Raw genomic sequence first — 16,994 nt, forward strand, 5'->3', positions numbered from 1 at the left:
AGGCCTCCTGTGCCAGCGGGTTTACCGGGGCCTGATCATCAGGCCCACCCGCTGACCAACCGGCACATCCCGGTTTGGAAACACAATTGCCTGAGGCGAAGCTTCTACCTTATAACGGGTGATATCATCCTCCCAGATGACGGTGCCTGGCGGATATTCGGTAAAGTTCGCCACATCATCCGGAATATGAAACCGGAAGTTTTTCCCGGTATTCAGAATTTCATGTACCACCTCAAAGACTGTTAAGCATTCCGGCTGCGGTTGTTTTTCCGGGCATGGCTCACCACGAAAACGCCGTCGCAAAGCCTTCTTGATTCCCGCGAAACGCGTGAGCTCATTCTCGCCAAAAGGCCTGACCTTGCCCAGTTCTACGGTAAAGCTCTCGGCGCCCAGCACAGAAGATGAAAACGACGAAAACGTAGTGCCCGCCTTGTGCTGAAGCAACAGTGTTTCCACCTCAGCTTCCAGCAGAAAATCGCACTGCGCCTCCGGCACCTGCCGGCCTGCCACAAACGGATACAGTGCAAACTTCTCCCGCCTGGATGGCCTTATGGCCGTATGCAAGTCGTAATGGGACAAGGCCTGCGGATGCACCATGGCAAACTGACGACAAGCCTCTTCAAGAAACTGCGCCCGCGCTGCTTCCGACAGCTCGTCATACTCCGGGTAGGCATGAGCACCGTTGAACAAGCGGTTGAGATTTACCTCCAGAAACCTTTGTCCTGCCACCATCGCCGGTGGGTTCCCCAGAATCAGCAGCAGGGGGCACGCCAACTGCCACTCCTCGTTCAACAGTTCGCTAACCAGCGCGTTCAGAACTTCAATAGGTGCGGTTTCATTGCCATGAATGCCAGCGGAAACAATTAATGCTTCCTGGTTCGGGTTTGTGCGATTGGCCGGTGGAGTGAGGTGCAAAACACCAGCACTTTTGCGGTTGATACAGGTGCCATCAGGAAGCGTGGTTTTTATTTCTGGAAGGTTAGCTGTGGCGTGTATAAGGGTATGTGATAGCCAGTCTGGACTGGATTCAAAAAGTTCCGGATAAGCAGCCATAGAATCCCCGAGGCAAGTTTGGGGGCTGGCAGAGCATCACCTTCCGGGAGTGTCTGAAGCCATGGATGGCTTCAGTCAAGCCCACATGGATGTGCTCGTAGCGTCTCCCGGAAGGTGATGCTCTGCCAGACCTTGCACAGAAGTGGAATTTTGATAATCGATGAAAAATCAGGAACCCACAGGCCGCTGATGCCGCAACAAATGATTTTCAAGTTTGCGGAACGCAAACACCAGAATAAACGTCAGCACCATGTAGCAAAGTGCCACAAAAATAAACGCATCAAACGGCGCATAGAACCGCGAGTAAATATTCCGCGCCGCACCCGTCAGATCCACAATGGTTACCACACTCGCAATCGCACTCGAGTGCAGCATGAAAATAACCTCATTGGAATACGCCTGAACCGCCCGCCGCGCTGCACTTGGCAGAACAATGCGCCGCATCCGCATAAACCAGTTCATGCCATAGGCTTTAGCCGCCTCAATCTCACCGTGAGGGGTCGAAATAATCGCACCACGAATAATCTCAGTGGTGTAGGCGCAAGTGTTCAGAGTAAACGCCAGCAGGGCAGGGTAGAAAGGCTCCCGGAAAATCTCCCACCAGAAAGTCTCCTGAATGCCGGGAATCTGGGCTACGCCATAGTAAATGATATAGAGCTGAATCAGCAGCGGCGTGCCACGGAATAGATAGGTATAGAGCCACACAGGGCCTGATATAAATGGATTTCTCACTGTGCGCAGTATGGCCAGCGGAACCGCACATACAAGCCCGATAATCAGACTCAGGAATACCAGTTGAACGGTCGTAACCGCGCCATCCCAGTATTCCATGATGGTCATGGCAGTAAAAATGTCGTTCTTGTTGAGCCAGGCGGCGAGAAAGTCGGGAGGCATCATTAATTCTCCTGAATCACGCCGGCATTCGCTCGTTTATCGAGCCACTTAATGAAAAGCTCCGAGCCTGCCGTGAGGGCGAGATAAACAAACGCCACGGGAATAAAAAAGTGAAACGGCATGCGCTCTGCTTTCGCCGCTTCCTCGGCCACACGAACCATATCCGTAAGGCCAATGATGGAAACCAGTGCTGTGGTTTTAAGCAGCACCTGCCAGTTGTTACCTATGCCCGGCAGCGCATGGCGCAACATCTGTGGAACCATCACCCGGCGGAAGGTATGCCAGCTGGTGAAACCATAAGCACGGGCCGCCTCAATCTGGCCGGTCTCTACCGCCAGAAAAGCGCCACGGAAGGTTTCTGTCATGTAGGCGCCGAAAATCAGCCCGATTGTGACCACACCGGAAATGAACGGATCGAACTGAAAGAAAAAGTCGATTTCGTAAGCTTCCCATACGTAGTCCGAGAGCATGTTCACGGCTACCTGGCCGCCATAATAGAACAACAGCATCATTACCAGGTCTGGCACACCGCGAATCAGAGTGGTGTAGGCGGTGGCAGCTCCAACAGCGATACGGCTGTTTGACAGCTTTGCCGCCGCGCCAATCAGCCCGAGCGCTAATGCGAGGGCAAGAGACAGGAAGGCGAGTTCGATGGTAACAACCGCCCCGTTCAACAGGGCCGGACCATAGCCTTTCAGATCAAACATGGGAATGTCCGGTAGTCAGGGGAAGCCGTTATGGCTTCCCCTGAGGCTAGTAGTGTCAGATCTGAACGATCAGACCTTTACGTCATAAGCGAAGTATTTCTTCATGATGGCGTCGTAAGTGCCATCTTCCTTCAGCTTACGCAGGGCCGCGTTCACTTCGTCGGCAATGTCCTTGTCGCGCTTGCGCATAGCAACACCCACGCCTTCACCCAGCTTGACGGGTTCGCCGACTTCCTTGAAGCCGTCTTTGGTCAGAACGGTTTGTTCGCCAACCGGGTAGTCAACAAATACCGCATCCAGACGCTGGCCTTCCAGGTCAAGAACCATGTCATCTGCAGTGGTGTAACGCTTGATCGTTACTACGCCGCTCATTTCTTCGGTTACAAAAGTGTCCATCGTGGTGCCACGCTGAACGCCCACGGTTTTACCTTTCATGGCGTCCATGTCGGTAACGTCGGTGTTAAAGCTGTCAGCACCAAACCAGCCGCCCGGGGTGTTGTAGTAAGGTTCGGAGAAGAGAACACGCTCTGCACGTTCGGCGGTGATCGACATGGAGGACATGATCAGATCGAATTTACGAGCCACCAGACCAGGGATCATTCCGTCCCACGCCTGGATTACGAATTCGCAGTCAGCGTTCATTTCTTCACACATGGCCGATGCCAGATCCACTTCAAAACCGGTCAGCTCACCGTTTTCATCTTTGTATTCGAATGGCTCGTAAGGCACGTCGAAAGCAATTCGAAGATTGCGCTCTTCTGCCTGGGTACCGCTGGCGAACATTGCCAGTGCACAACTCGCTGCAATAATCAGTTTTTTCATGTGTCACTTCTCCAGTGGGTCGCCTTTTGGGCGTTATTTTTTATGGAAGTTTTAAGTCCAACACCGGTTACGATAGCACCGCCTGTCAGAACTTGGGAGCCAGGAACTGCTTCATGCGCTCCGAGTCGGGGTGGTCGAACACCTTCTCGGGTGTTCCCTGCTCCTCGATAACGCCTTGGTGCAAAAACAGCACCTGCGTCGACACATCCCTTGCAAACGCCATCTCGTGTGTTACCACGATCATGGTGCGGCCTTCCTCGGCCAGGCTCTGCATAACTTTTAACACTTCTCCAACCAGTTCCGGGTCCAGCGCGGACGTGGGCTCGTCGAAAAGCATGACCTCCGGCTCCATGGCCAGGGCTCTGGCAATAGCTGCCCGTTGTTGCTGGCCGCCGGACATCTGTGCCGGATAGTAATCCTTGCGCTCGTAAATGCCGACCTTGTTCAGGTAGGCCTCGGCGCGTTCAATGGCTTCCTTTTTAGGCACTTTGAGCACGTTGATCGGGGCTTCAATTATGTTCTCCAGCACCGTCATGTGGGACCAGAGGTTAAAGCCCTGAAACACCATGGAAAGCTTGGCGCGGATTAATTCCACCTGCTTGTTGTCTGCAGGAACTCGCTCGCCTTTGCGGTTGTTGGTAAACCGGATAGGGTCGCCGTGCACGATGATGTCGCCAGATGTGGGAGTCTCCAGCAGATTGATGCAACGCAGGAAGGTGCTTTTACCGGAACCGGAGCTACCGATGAGGGAAACAACATCGCCTTTGCGGGTCTCCAGTGAAATACCTTTGAGCACTTCAAGCTGGGCAAAGGTTTTGTGTATATCCCTGCAGATCAAAGGCGCTTGGTCCGCCATGCGTGGCTCCTGAAGCTGTAATTCAAAGGCGTTTGTTTTACGGACTGTGAAGGTGGAAATCAACACCTTATCCACACAGTTTTACGATTTTTCAGCGTTGATGCCAGCAACTTATTGTGGCGGAATGAGTATTCAATGCAAGCATTTTGCTGGTTTCAGTCGCGTGTACCCTGATGGCTGTTCTGGCCCTCTTGTTCAATTGGAATACGGATGAGTGTGCTCCCCTCTTTTTCCATATCGCGCATGGCTTTACTGACGAAGCGCACATGGGCCATGGCAACCTTCTGGGCGCTGGCGGGCCTGCCTGAAATGACAGCCTCGTAAAGCTGCCGGTGCTGGAGAACAATCTTCTTACGCATCTCTGCGCGCGGGTTAAGGTTGGCAACCGAAGCCTGTACGGTCATCAGCATCATGTTTTTCAGGCTGTTGAGTACGTGAACCAGAATCGGATTGTGAGATGCCTCGACAATCGCCTGGTGGAAGCCATGATCCGGGCGTGCATTGCTAAGAGGGTCGGTTTCTTCCAGAGCGCGGAAGGCTTTGGCTATCCGGTGGCGATCGAGGCTGGTGGCCCGCTGCGCCGCAAGAAAGGCGGCTTGCCCCTCCAGCTGCTCTCTTACCTCGAGCAAGTCATAAAGTGTTCGCGGGTGACCTTCGAACAGGTGCATCAGAGGGCCTTGGGTACTGATGTCACCAGACCCCGGGACCATGCTGGAAACGAAGGAGCCTTTCCCGTGACGGGTTTCGATAACGCCGCGACCCTGCAATTCATGGAGAGCCTCACGGATAACCGATCGAGACACCCGTAAGCGCTCGGCAAGTTGCCGTTCCGAGGGTATTTTTTGTTCTGGCGCCAGCCCTCCATCGAGGATCATCCGTTCCAGCCGGTATGAGATTTCCTGTGAAATTGCCATCAGGGTGCCTGTTGGGGTGCACTGGTCTGACCAGCGTTTCCAGTAATTATTGTTAGTTGGCCTTGCTCATAAAATACGCTTCAGCCCTGCAAATATGGACGATTCGGCAAGGTTCGTCCATTTTTGCGAATTTAAAAACTGGTCTGACCAGTGCGGTGCCCGCTGGACTAAACCGGGATGGCGCACGAATATCATCTTCGATACTGGGCTTTTTGCCCGTGTTGCTCTGAACTCTATAAAAACAATTTCAGTGGAGACGTTTCGATGAAACCGAGCAAAACCAATTCGAATAGCTGTGAGACCAGCTCACCTTCGCCGCGCAGAAGCTTTCTGAAAACCGCCGCTCTTGGTACCGCTTTCGCTGGCGCGATGATGATGGGGGCCGGCCAGGCATACGCTGCGACAACCTGGAAAATCCAGTCCGTCTGGGATGCCGGTACCGTCGGCTACGACCTCTTTGAAGAGTGGTGTGAGAGCATCGAGGAAAAAAGCGGTGGGGAGCTTATTTTCAAGCCTTTCCCTGCCAAAGCGGTGGCCGCCGATAACAACGCCCTTTTTGAAGCCGTGCGCAACGGTGTGTTGCAGGGCATGAACCCGTTCACTCTCTATTGGTCTGGTAAAATCCCCGCATCGGTCTTCCTGTCTTCCTATCCTGCGGGACCGGACCAACCGCACCAGTGGGACACCATGTTCTATTCGCTGGGAATGCTTGAGAAAACACGTGAAATCTACAAGAAGTTTGGGCTGTTTTACGTAGGCCCGATCCAGCACGACGCCAACATCATCCACTCCAAGAAGGCGGTTAACAGTCTGGCCGACCTGAAAGGTATGAAAATGCGCGTGCCCGGCGGGATGGTAGCGGAAGTATTTCAGGAGTTTGGTGTATCCACGGTCAGCCTGCCTGGCTCGGATATCTTTCCGGCTCTGGAAAAAGGCACCATCGATGCAGCTGACTATGTTGGCCCTGCTGTGAACTACGAACTGGGTTTCTCCCAGGTTACCGACTACATCATGTTCGGGCCTCCAGGTGTTATGTCTATCTATCAGCCGGTGGATTTGATGGACCTTACTGTCAACTTGCGGAACTGGAACAACCTGGATCCCAAGCTACAGAAGCTGGTTGAAGATGAAGTTCGCAATTACTCCCAGGTTCACTACCTCACCATTCAGAAGCGCAACATTGAAGCCATGGAGAAGTTCAAGGCAGATGGCGATACGGTGACCCGGCTTAGCCAGACCGACCTTTCAGAGTTCCGTCGCAAAGCGATTCCGATCTGGTACAAGTGGGCAAATAAAGATGAAGATGCCCGTGCCATTTTTGATATGCAGCTGAAGTACATGATGAACGACACAGTTGGTTATGTGACCGAAGCTGATCTGGAAGGCGTAGAAGGCAAGTAAGCCCGCGTTATCTGACAACAATAAAAACCTAGTGGGGAAGGGCAGGGACTGCTTCGGGAAAAGAGCCGTCCTCCTTCCCTGTTTTATGGCTGAGGTAGTAACAAAATGTCTGACCTAGAAGGCTTCGGATTTGTAATGCCGCACTGGTTGTACTGGGGGTGGCTGGCGGTAATGCCGCTGATCATGATGGCGTGGTATCGATGGGCCACTGCCCGGGGTGCTGAGCCTGTAGAGCCTGAATTAACCCCTGCTGAGTTACAGGCAGAATCAGATGACCCTCTGGTTTTTCTTCAATTTGAAGGCAACTGGTTTACCCGTTCTATTGACTGGATCAGCGACAAGTCCGGTGAGTTTGTTTCTTTCTGGACGATCAATGCGGTCGTTTTTTACTTTTTTGAAGTGGTGATGCGTTACCTGTTCAATCAGCCAACCGTCTGGGTGCACGAGGCCAGCTTCCTTCTTCTGGGGATGCAGTATTTGCTCGCAGGCTCGTTTGCAATGCTACATGGCGCCCATGTGCGGGTTGATGTCGTGTATAACTTTTTGCCGGTGCGCGGCAGGGTTGGCATGGATATATTTACTTCCATGTTTTTCTTTCTGTTTGCGATGGTCCTGATGATCACCTCCTGGACCTTTTTCGAGAACTCCTACGCCATGAATGAGACCACGGTGGAAACCTGGGGCATACAGTACTGGCCAGTCAAGGGCATGATGTTACTCGGCTCTACTTTGCTGCTGCTCGCCGGTGTATCCAAGCTCATCAAGGATATTGTTCTGTTCGTTCGCCTCGGTAAGGAGCGTGTCGCATGACCACTAATACAACGGCTGCGCCGGGTCCGAACCTCACAGGTAAACTCGGCACCTGGTTGATGATTCTGGCGACAGTAGGGTTCGCTTTCGTCATCTGTGTAGAGATGATCAACATCCTCTTCTATGACCCGTTCAGCGATGAGAAATTCCTGTTCAAGTTTGCCGGCAGCCTTGCCAGTGTTGAAATTGGCCCGCTGACGTACCTGATGTTTGGCTCTCTTTTTGTTGCCTTGATGATGGGCTTGCCGCTGGCCTTCGTAACGGGTGGCCTGGGGGTGCTGTTTGTTTATCTGGTGGGTGATTCGATGATGCTGAACATCGTGCCCAGCCGGATTTTCCCGATGATGACCAACTCTGATCTGGCTGCGATACCTCTGTTCATATTCATGGCATCCATGCTGGAGCGTGCTGGGCTGATCGAAGAAATGTTCAGTGTGGTCTACAAATGGATGGGTGGGCTTAGCGGTGGTCTGGCAACAGCAACCATCCTGGCTTCTACGCTTTTGGCCGCGATGGTCGGGGTTATCGGTGCGGCCGTTGTAACCATGGGCATTATTGCCCTGCCTGCCATGCTTAAACGGGGTTATGACCATCAGATTGCCATAGGTTCCATTATGGCTGGCGGTACCTTGGGTATCCTTATCCCGCCGTCTATTCTGGCCATTCTGTATGCGGTTGTGGCCCAGCAATCGGTGGGAGAGCTCTACCTGGGGTCGGTGATTCCGGGGCTGATGCTTTCAAGCCTGTATATCGCTTATGTGTTAATTCGCAGCTGGCTGAACCCCAGCCTTGGGCCCCCCGTTCCGGTTGAGGAACGCATTTCTTTGCGCGAGAAACTCTCGCTACTCAAAGGCCTTATTGCACCCTTGATTCTCGTGGGTCTGGTTCTTGGCTTGTTGTTCGGTGGTATTGCAACACCGGTTGAAGCGGCAGGTATAGGTTCATTCGGCGCCATCGTCGTCGCCTTGATGCACGGAAAGTTCACTATCGGGGGCTTGCGTGAGGCTTCAATCACCACGGCTAAAGCTTCTGCCATGGTGCTGTGGATCATGTTCGGGGCTTCGGTATTTGTCGGGTTTTATATCCTGCAGGGTGGCCAGCAGTTTGTGACTGATGCCATCCTGGGCACGGGCATGTCCTCTTACGGTATTCTGTTCTTGCTTATGGTGTTGTTGGTGGTGCTGGGGATGTTCCTGGACTGGGTCGGTATTCTGTTACTGGCGGTTCCCATCTTCATTCCAATCGTGAAAGCGCTTACGTTTGAAGGGCTCTTCGGTTTGCCGCCGGTAGAGGGGGATGATGTGGTGCTCTGGTTCGGGGTGTTGTATCTGGTCAATATGCAAATGTCGTTTCTCAGTCCACCCTTCGGTTACGCGTTATTTTATATCCGTGGTGTGTGCCCGCCGGAAATTTCCATGGGAACGATTTTCAAATCTGCCCTGGTGTTCCTCGCCATTCAGGCTTTCGGTCTGATGGTTTGTATTGCGGTTCCGGGTGTTGTCACCTGGCTGCCAGGGCTTGTATACGGTTGATTAAAAGGAGAAGGGTTTTATGTTGACGATAAAGAGACTGGATTTGGCTGAAGCGCGTTTGCTGATTGAAGGCGCGGCCGTAAAGGCCCGGGAAATAGGCATTCCGATGTGCATCGCCATTGTGGACGAATCCGGAAACCTGGTTGCTTTTGAGCGTATGAATGGTGGCAAAATTACGAGTGTAACCATTGCGCAGGACAAAGCGTTTACAGCTGCTGCTGCAAAAAAAGCCACCCATGATTACAACGCTGTCAATGTGCCGGGTAGCCTGGCGTTCGGTATTCATACCGAGGTGGGCGGACGCATAAGCTCCGTTGGCGGCGGTTTACCTGTGATTATTGATGGCGAGGTTGTTGGAGGTATCGGGATTAGCTCTGGTACGCCACAACAAGACATGGATTGTGCTCAAGCCGGATTAGACTACTTCGAAGCCCAGCGTGGTTGAGAGAGGCGTTATGGCAACTAAACCAAAGATCAGCAAGGCGGAACTGGCTGATCAGTTCCGGACTTTTATTGATCCGGAATACGTCATTACAGATGACGAAACGATAAAACCCTACGAATGCGATGGCATGTCGATGTATTGCGAAATGCCGTTGCTGGTGGTGTTGCCGGAAACCGTTACTCAGGTGCAGCGGATAATGCGCATCTGTCACGAACACGGTATTCCGGTCGTTGCCCGGGGAGCAGGAACCGGGCTCAGTGCTGGAGCCATGCCCAACAAAGAGGGCGTGGTACTTTCGTTGGCCAAGTTCAATCGTATCCTGCATATCGATCCGCTGGAACGAACAGCCTGCCTTCAGCCAGGTGTGCGTAACCTCGCCATCAGTGAGGAGGCTGCTCAGTACGGCCTTTATTACGGACCAGATCCTTCGTCCCAGATTGCCTGCACCATTGGTGGCAACGTAGCGGAAAACTCGGGTGGAGTGCACTGTCTGAAATACGGTTTGACGGTGCATAACATTCTTAGTGTGGAGATGGTGACCGCGGAAGGCGATGTGGTGAACGTCGGCAGCAGCGGGCTGGATAGTTGTGGCATGGATCTGCTTGCCCTGCTGACCGGCTCTGAAGGGTTGCTGGGTGTGGTAACCGAAGTGAAGGTGAAGCTATTGCCCAAGCCTGAAGTCGCACAGGTCGTGATGGCCGGTTTTGACAGCGTTCAGAAAGCTGGCGATGCGGTGGGCGGGATTATCTCCCACGGCATTATACCGGGCGGTCTGGAGATGATGGACGGCCACGCCATTGTAGCGGCTGATGACTTTTCCGGTGCCGGTTACCCCCGCGAAGCCAAAGCGCTGCTTCTTTGCGAAGTGGACGGCACTGAAGAAGAAGTACACGAACACATAGCCGAGGCCGAGGCGGTTTTCCGAAAGCTCGGTGCTACGTCGGTTCGTACCTCCCAAAGTGAGCAGGAGAGGGCATTGCTCTGGCTGGGCCGCAAGTCCGCGTTCCCCGCTGTTGGCCGCATTTCTCCGGACTACTATTGCATGGACGGCACCATCCCCCGTCGTCACATCGCTAAGGTGCTGACAGACATGCAGGCATTGTCTGAAGAGTTCGGTTTGCGTGTTGCAAACGTCTTTCATGCGGGTGATGGCAACCTTCACCCGCTGATCCTTTTTGATGCGAACGTACCGGGTGAATTCGAGAGAACCGAGGCCTTCGGTGCCGCAATTCTGGAAATGTGTGTTGATGTCGGCGGCTGTATTACCGGTGAGCACGGCGTAGGCGTGGAAAAAATTCGCCAGATGGCCGTACAGTTCAACGATCTGGAATTGCAGCAGTTTCATGATGTAAAAGCAGCCTTTGACCCTTCGGGCATTCTAAACCCGGGTAAAGGTGTACCCGCGCTGAAGTTCTGCCAGGAATACCGCTCGCTCGAACATAAACAACACAAGCATGAACATACGGAAGCCGCCCATGGCTGATATCTCTCAACAATTGCAGGAGCAAGTGCTCCAGGCCCGCTCTGGCGGGGAGAAGCTCAATATTATCGGCGGTGGCACAAAAGCCTTCATTGGTCGGGAACCAAGCCGCGATGCCAGCGACCTCAATGTCGGCGGGCATACCGGGATTGTCGACTATCATCCGGTAGAACTGGTGATGACGGTTCGCGCCGGGACACCTCTGCGTGAGATCGAGGCTGTGCTTGCCGAGCAAGGCCAGGCGCTGCACTTTGAACCACCTCATTTCGGCCCTGAATCCACCATTGGTGGGACGCTGGCCTGCAACCTCTCCGGCCCATCAAGGCCCTGGGCCGGGTCTGTGCGGGATCAGGTGCTGGGTATACGCCTGCTCAACGGGAAAGGTGAGCATTTGCGTTTTGGCGGCGAAGTGATGAAGAACGTCGCGGGTTACGATGTTTCCCGGCTTCAGGCAGGGGCTCTTGGCACCCTCGGGGTTATTACTGAAATCAGCCTGAAAGTTATGCCGCATCCGGCCGCAAGTTTGACGCTGGTTCAGGACATGGCAATGGATGAGGTGCTGCACTACATGAATAGCCGAGCAGCAGAGCCCAAGCCGATCACTGCAGCCTGCTGGGTCGACGGCAAGGTTTATCTTCGGCTCTCTGGCGCCAAATCGGCAGTTGAAGCCACCGCTGAAAAGTGGAGCGGCGACGTCATGAATGATGGCCAGGCTTTCTGGCGTTCAGTGCAGGACATGCAACACGAATTCTTTGCTGGGAAAGACGCACCGCTCTGGCGCTTCTCTGTTGGCTCCACGGCCGACAACCCGGGCCTGGAGGGTGATTGGTTTATCGACTGGGCCGGCTCCCAGCGCTGGTTTCGTGGAGCTGGAGAACTCAGCGACATGGAGACTCAGGCTCGCGCCGCCGGCGGTCAGGTGAGCCTGTTCCGTGGTGGCGATCGCACCGGTGAGGTAATGCACAGCCAACCCAACGCCCTTAAAACGATCCAGCAACGAGTGAAAAGCTCGTTTGATCCCGATGGAATATTTAATTCCGGTCGTCTGTATAGCTGGATGTAAGCTCGCCAAGGTCAGATGAGTGATTGGGTAGATGTTTCTCTGAAACTGTGCGAAGCCATGGATGGCGTAGCCAAGCGTACAGGGAAGTATCCACAGCGTGTTTCAGAGAAACATCTACCCGATCGCGACACTACCGAACAAGAGTCTTTAGCAGGTAAAACATGCAAACAAACCTGGTTCAACAATTTGCCAATACAACGGAAGGGCAGGAGGCAGAATCTATCCTCAGAGCCTGCGTTCACTGCGGCTTCTGCACCGCAACCTGCCCGACCTATCAGGAGCTGAACGATGAGCGAGACGGCCCCCGTGGTCGCATTTACCTCATGAAAATGTTCCTTGAAGGCGCCGAAGTGACTGAAAAAACCCGGGAGCATCTTGATCGTTGCCTCACCTGTCGCAGCTGCGAAACCACCTGTCCTTCTGGAGTGCAATACGGCCGTCTGGTGGACATCAGCCGGAACCTCATCGATAAAGAGCTGCCCCGGGCTCCGAAAGACAAATGGATGCGTTGGGCTCTGGCGCGGGTTCTTCCCAATCGTGTGTTGTTCGGGTTCATGTTGCGTCTTGGGCAGACCTTCGCCCCTGTGCTGCCGGGTAAGCTGCGCGCCAAAGTACCACCCAGAAAGCAGGCCAGCCCCTGGCCGGCCGCGAGCCATAATCGAGTTGTTCTGGCCCTGGCAGGCTGTGTGCAGCCATCAGCAACACCGAACACCAACGCAGCAGCAGCTCGTGTATTGGACAAGCTCGGCATTACTATGGTCGAAGCGCCGGAAGCCGGGTGCTGTGGCGCTGTGAACTATCATCTTTCGGAGCATGAGAAAGGCCTGGAGCGCATGCGCCAGAACATTGATGCCTGGTGGCCTGCTATCGAGTCCGGAGCAGAAGCCCTGGTAATGACAGCATCTGGCTGTGGCGCCATGGTTCAGGATTATGGGCACTTGCTCAAGGACGACCCTGTGTACGCTGCGAAGGCACAAAAAGTCAGTGAACTCTGCACAGATCTTGGTGCGTATCTGCTGAAGCAGGACCTTGAAGCTTTAAAAGTTCAGCAGAGCGCCGGCAAGGTTGCGTTTCATTGCCCCTGTACACTGCAGCATGCCATGAAACAAAGCGGTGTCGTGGAACAGGTGCTCACCAAAGCCGGAGTTGATCTGGCCATCACCAAAGAGAAGCATCTGTGTTGTGGATCGGCGGGCACCTACTCGGTACTGCAGCCGGAACTCAGCCAGAAATTGCTGAGCAACAAGCTCAAGGCGCTGACCGTAGACAGCCCTGACCGTATCGTAACGGCCAATATTGGCTGCCAGATGCATCTTGAGACCAAAGCCAGTGTGCCCGTGCAGCACTGGGTGGAGTTGCTCGACCAATAAGTGCTGGCCGGAGCCGTATTTCACTCTCCATTGTGCCCTGCATTACACATCCTGTGGTAACCGTTATACTGCCCCGGCAATTAACCTAACCACAGGGAGTGGATTGTTATGCCAGGGATGATGGCAGTTGCGGTGCTGACGCTGGTTTTCTCATCATCGGTGTGCGCCGATATCTATACCTGGACAGACGCCCTTGGCGTTGTTCATTTCACGGATACCCCTCCGCCTGACAGACCTCACCGGCCGGTTGAAGTGGTTGCCCCCGTGACAGTGCCAATGGCGGAGAACCTTCAGCAGCACCGGCGTATTTCGGCGATCCGTGAACAGGTGCAGGGCATGCTTTCGTCTGATCGCAAAGAGGACTCAGCGCGTAACAAGTCGAAGGAAAAGATGTTGGCACAGCAGAATAAAACCTGCGCTAGCTATCGGCGCGAGCTGGCGAAGATTCAGGCGCAGCTTCGGTCCGGCTATGGAAACAGTAAAGGGAATAGCCTTAGGCACAAGCGCCGTAATGTCAGTCAGGCGTTGAGCAGGGAGTGTATTTTGCGCTGATGGTGTAGACTCTTGTGTAGTAAGCACCCTAATAATCTAAGGTTTTTCATGTTCTGTCTGGTCACTCTTTGTTGGATGCCGGTTTGAAACCATCTGCTTTATCCCATCTTCAGCTAGCCATTCTTCTCGGCATGACCGTTGCCCTGGGCCCCCTGGCGCTTGATGCATACTTGCCGGCATTCCCGGCAATTGTCGATGAGCTGGGCGTTGGCCATGGAAGTGTCGGGCTGACGCTCAGCGCTTATGTGGGAGCCCTCGGGCTGGCCCAGTTGTTGGGCGGCCCGCTATCTGATCGCTATGGTCGGCAGCAGGTGCTTTTTACCGGGCTTGCAGTCTTCTCCTGTGCGGCATTCATGATTGCACAGGCGCAAACGCTCCCGGAGATGCTGGGTTGGCGGATTGTTCAAGGCATTGGCGGAGCCTTCTGTGCGGTATCCGTCCCGGCCATTGTCCGGGACCAGACCCACGGGCAGGATGCGGCACGCCTGTTCGGGCTGATTGGTCTTGTAATGTTCATAGCCCCGGCGGCGGCACCGTCGATCGGTAGTCTTCTGCTGTACCTGAGTGAGTGGCATTCGATCTTTCTGGCGTTAGCGGGTTATGGTGCGCTGTTGGCCATTGTTCTTCATTTTGTTCTTTTCCGGCGGCTGCCTTCGAGGCAAAAAAGTCAGACCCCTGTGGCTACGCTGGTCACCAACTATGGTTTGGTGCTTCGCCATCGCGTCACCATGCGGTTTGTTGGTTTACAGGCGCTTTGCTTCAGTGCCATGCTCGTGTTTATAACCCACGCATCGTTCATCTATCAGGAATGGTTCGGGCTCTCCAACGCCACATTCTCTGCACTGTTCGCTGCGAATATCGTCGCTATGGCAAGCCTTAATCTGCTCAACCGGCGCTTACTTAACCGGTATAAATCGGTGCGGATACTCAGAGCCTGTGTATTTCTCCAGGCTATTGCTGTCAGCTTATTGGTGATCAGCGCCTGGGCAGGCGCACCCTATTGGGTGGTCGCCGCCTGTATTATCTCCTCCGTTGGCTTCATGGGGGCGATCATTCCCAACAACATGGCCAACGCTCTGGAGTTCTTCCCGCATTTGGGTGGCACGGCTGCGGCCATGCTTGGCGCAGCGCAGTTCACCATCGCCGGTGCCATAAGCGCGTTATCGACTGCACTGGCTGGTGGAACTCTGTTGCCTATTGTGATGGTTATGGCGGTTTGTGTGTTCGGGGCTGCCATATTGGCGGCTGGCGGCCCGGGCGCCGTTGAGCGGGAAACCCGGGCTTAGTCAAACTACTATGTCCGGCGCCGCCGGGTTTTTGTGGTATTGCTTTGTCTGGCTATTGACGCACGAGAGCTGATGCCCTGGTCAATGTACAGCACAGCATCGGTTATCTGGGGGAACATATGCTCATCCAGAACGTACTCCCGTAAGGCAGCAGAGTGCGTGAGGGTGTCGCGAACCGGGCCTATCAGGCTTACAAGGTAAAGCTGGATACCTTGCTCCCGCAGGTTTTCGATCACGCTTTCCAGCATGATCAACGAGGTACTGTCGATGCTGCTGACGGCTTGTGCATCTAGTATCACGGCTTTCAATGACCCTTCGGGGCGTCGCTTCATCATGCCGTACAGCCGCGATTTGAAATAATCCTTATTGGCGAAATACAGTGGCGCATCGAAGCGGAAAACCAACAGGTCTTTCCGCACGCTGATGCTTTCGAACCGGTGAATATTGCGGTAAAGATCCTCTCCGTCGATCTTGCCCAACTCTGTGATGTGGGGTGTTGTGCTGTTGTAAATAACCAGTAACAGCGACACTGCCACACCTACCAGTAACCCCTGCTGAACGCCCAGTAATAGTGTGATGAGGAAGGTGACCAGCAGGATCACAAACTCCTTTCTATCCTGCCGGAACAGAACTTTCATTTCTTTGTACTTGAAGAGCCCCAACACCGACATCACGATGATTGCCGCCAGCACAGCTTTAGGCAGGGGGTAGTCAGCGAACAATGGCGTAAGAAAAACGACGGTGATGGCAATCAGAGCGGAAGAAACGATTGCAGACACCTGAGTCAAACCGCCCGCCTCCCGGAAAGCGGCACTGCGTGAAAAACTGGCGGACACCGGGAAGCTGCGAAACATGGCACCCAGAGCATTGGCCAGCCCAAGTGCGATCAGTTCCTGATTTGGCTGTACTGTGTGCTTGTCCTTCGGTGATTCCTGAGACTTGCATATCGACATGGTGCCCACGAACCCCATCAGGGCCACGGTAAAGGCTACCGGCAACAACTCGGCGAGTTTTGCGAAATCGATATCCGGGATCTGCAGCGGTGGAAAACCTCGCGGCACGGAGTTGATGACTTCTACACCGGCCAGTCCCGCATGAAACAGCCCAGATAAAAGCATGCTGCCAACCAGCAGAAGCAGTGCGTTGGGTAGTTTTGGCAGGAAACGTTTGCACAAGAATATAAACAACAGACTCGCCACCGAGATTCCCAGCGTAACGCCGTGCCAATCGCTGATGTGCGTCAGTAATTGCCAGGAAAGGTCCAGCACATTGGCGCTGTCTACATGAACACCTGCAAGGCTCTGGAGCTGGCTACCTATGATGATAACCGCTGCGGCGGAAGTGTAACCGACGATAACCGGATAGGAGAGAAAGTTGACTATAAAACCGAAGCGCAAAAGCCCGAAGGCAAACTGAATCAAGCCAACCAGCAGTGTGAGCTCAACCGCAAGTTGCAGGTACTGATCTGTGCCCGGTTCTGCAAGCACGCTCAGGCCGGAGAGGATAAGGATCGCATCCAGAGCTACCGGCCCAATGGAAATCTTGTTGGAGGTTCCGAGCAGGGCGTAAAGCAGCGGAGGGAAAATCGAGGCGTACAACCCGAGTTCCGGTGGCAACCCGGCGAGCACCGCGTAGCCCATGCTTTGCGGAATCAGCATGACGCCAATAGCTAGGCCCGATACCACATCCTGTCTTAGCGTATGGGCCGTATATCCCTGCAGCCAAAGTAAGCCAGGCAGTAATTTGTAGAGCATATACGCAGTTATTCGCTGGGGAGCTGGGGTTCAAGTGTGTGTAAATCAATGAGCC

16 protein-coding genes are annotated in these 16,994 nt (G+C 54.0%); 9 read left to right on the forward strand and 7 right to left on the reverse strand.

Annotated elements, in window-relative coordinates; all coding sequences use genetic code 11:
- Window positions 1-21 precede the first annotated feature (21 nt).
- The 6 genes from astE to Q4606_RS02480 form a co-directional block, all read right to left on the reverse strand.
- A complete protein-coding gene (gene astE, locus Q4606_RS02455; protein ID WP_303606549.1) occupies window positions 22-1,053 on the reverse strand; it encodes a succinylglutamate desuccinylase in 1,032 nt (343 codons plus the stop codon).
- Window positions 1,054-1,221: 168 nt separating this feature from the next.
- Window positions 1,222-1,950, reverse strand: a complete 729-nt coding sequence (locus tag Q4606_RS02460; RefSeq protein WP_303596765.1) for an ABC transporter permease — start codon at window positions 1,948-1,950, stop codon at window positions 1,222-1,224.
- Window positions 1,950-2,654: an ABC transporter permease gene (locus tag Q4606_RS02465; RefSeq protein WP_303606550.1), complete on the reverse strand. Its 705-nt coding sequence runs from the start codon at window positions 2,652-2,654 to the stop codon at window positions 1,950-1,952. The genes Q4606_RS02460 and Q4606_RS02465 overlap by 1 nt, the downstream gene beginning before the upstream one ends.
- 69 nt (window positions 2,655-2,723) lie before the next feature.
- Entirely contained in the window at window positions 2,724-3,476 is a 753-nt protein-coding gene (locus Q4606_RS02470; protein ID WP_303596763.1) for a transporter substrate-binding domain-containing protein, read from the reverse strand.
- Between the two features lie 85 nt (window positions 3,477-3,561).
- A complete protein-coding gene (locus Q4606_RS02475) occupies window positions 3,562-4,332 on the reverse strand; it encodes an ABC transporter ATP-binding protein (protein WP_303596762.1) in 771 nt (256 codons plus the stop codon).
- A gap of 155 nt (window positions 4,333-4,487) precedes the next feature.
- Window positions 4,488-5,246 carry an FCD domain-containing protein gene (locus Q4606_RS02480; RefSeq protein ID WP_303606551.1) on the reverse strand — a complete coding sequence of 253 codons (759 nt, stop codon included), beginning with the start codon at window positions 5,244-5,246 and terminating at the stop codon, window positions 4,488-4,490.
- A gap of 369 nt (window positions 5,247-5,615) precedes the next feature.
- Here Q4606_RS02480 and dctP point away from each other — a divergent pair, with 369 nt between their 5' ends.
- The 9 genes from dctP to Q4606_RS02525 all read left to right on the forward strand — a co-directional run bounded on the left by dctP (window position 5,616) and on the right by Q4606_RS02525 (window position 15,185).
- The gene (gene dctP / locus Q4606_RS02485) at window positions 5,616-6,647 is read left to right on the forward strand and encodes a TRAP transporter substrate-binding protein DctP (RefSeq protein ID WP_303596847.1); all 1,032 of its coding nucleotides are present in this window, start codon (window positions 5,616-5,618) and stop codon (window positions 6,645-6,647) included.
- A gap of 105 nt (window positions 6,648-6,752) precedes the next feature.
- A complete protein-coding gene (locus tag Q4606_RS02490) occupies window positions 6,753-7,457 on the forward strand; it encodes a TRAP transporter small permease subunit (RefSeq protein ID WP_303596760.1) in 705 nt (234 codons plus the stop codon).
- On the forward strand, window positions 7,454-8,989 hold the full coding sequence (locus Q4606_RS02495; protein ID WP_303606552.1) for a TRAP transporter large permease subunit: 1,536 nt from the start codon (window positions 7,454-7,456) through the stop codon (window positions 8,987-8,989). The genes Q4606_RS02490 and Q4606_RS02495 overlap by 4 nt, the downstream gene beginning before the upstream one ends.
- Before the next feature lie 19 nt (window positions 8,990-9,008).
- Window positions 9,009-9,434: a heme-binding protein gene (locus tag Q4606_RS02500; RefSeq protein ID WP_303606553.1), complete on the forward strand. Its 426-nt coding sequence runs from the start codon at window positions 9,009-9,011 to the stop codon at window positions 9,432-9,434.
- A 10-nt stretch (window positions 9,435-9,444) separates the two neighbouring features.
- Entirely contained in the window at window positions 9,445-10,917 is a 1,473-nt protein-coding gene (locus Q4606_RS02505; RefSeq protein ID WP_303606554.1) for an FAD-linked oxidase C-terminal domain-containing protein, read from the forward strand.
- Window positions 10,910-11,977: a glycolate oxidase subunit GlcE gene (glcE, locus tag Q4606_RS02510; RefSeq protein WP_303606555.1), complete on the forward strand. Its 1,068-nt coding sequence runs from the start codon at window positions 10,910-10,912 to the stop codon at window positions 11,975-11,977. The genes Q4606_RS02505 and glcE overlap by 8 nt, the downstream gene beginning before the upstream one ends.
- A 161-nt stretch (window positions 11,978-12,138) precedes the next feature.
- Complete coding sequence (gene glcF / locus Q4606_RS02515) at window positions 12,139-13,347, forward strand: glycolate oxidase subunit GlcF (RefSeq protein ID WP_303596755.1); 1,209 nt, start codon at window positions 12,139-12,141, stop codon at window positions 13,345-13,347.
- Between the two features lie 108 nt (window positions 13,348-13,455).
- Window positions 13,456-13,899 carry a DUF4124 domain-containing protein gene (locus Q4606_RS02520; RefSeq protein ID WP_303606556.1) on the forward strand — a complete coding sequence of 148 codons (444 nt, stop codon included), beginning with the start codon at window positions 13,456-13,458 and terminating at the stop codon, window positions 13,897-13,899.
- Window positions 13,900-13,982: 83 nt separating this feature from the next.
- Entirely contained in the window at window positions 13,983-15,185 is a 1,203-nt protein-coding gene (locus Q4606_RS02525) for a multidrug effflux MFS transporter (RefSeq protein ID WP_303596753.1), read from the forward strand.
- Between the two features lie 8 nt (window positions 15,186-15,193).
- Here Q4606_RS02525 and Q4606_RS02530 read toward each other — a convergent pair whose 3' ends face one another.
- Window positions 15,194-16,939 (reverse strand): SulP family inorganic anion transporter, encoded by a 1,746-nt coding sequence (locus tag Q4606_RS02530; RefSeq protein WP_303596752.1) that lies wholly within the window; start codon window positions 16,937-16,939, stop codon window positions 15,194-15,196.
- Window positions 16,940-16,994: the final 55 nt, after the last annotated feature.

Origin of the sequence: Marinobacter sp. 1_MG-2023, assembly GCF_030549045.1 — a bacterium.
Classification (GTDB): Bacteria; Pseudomonadota; Gammaproteobacteria; order Pseudomonadales; family Oleiphilaceae; genus Marinobacter.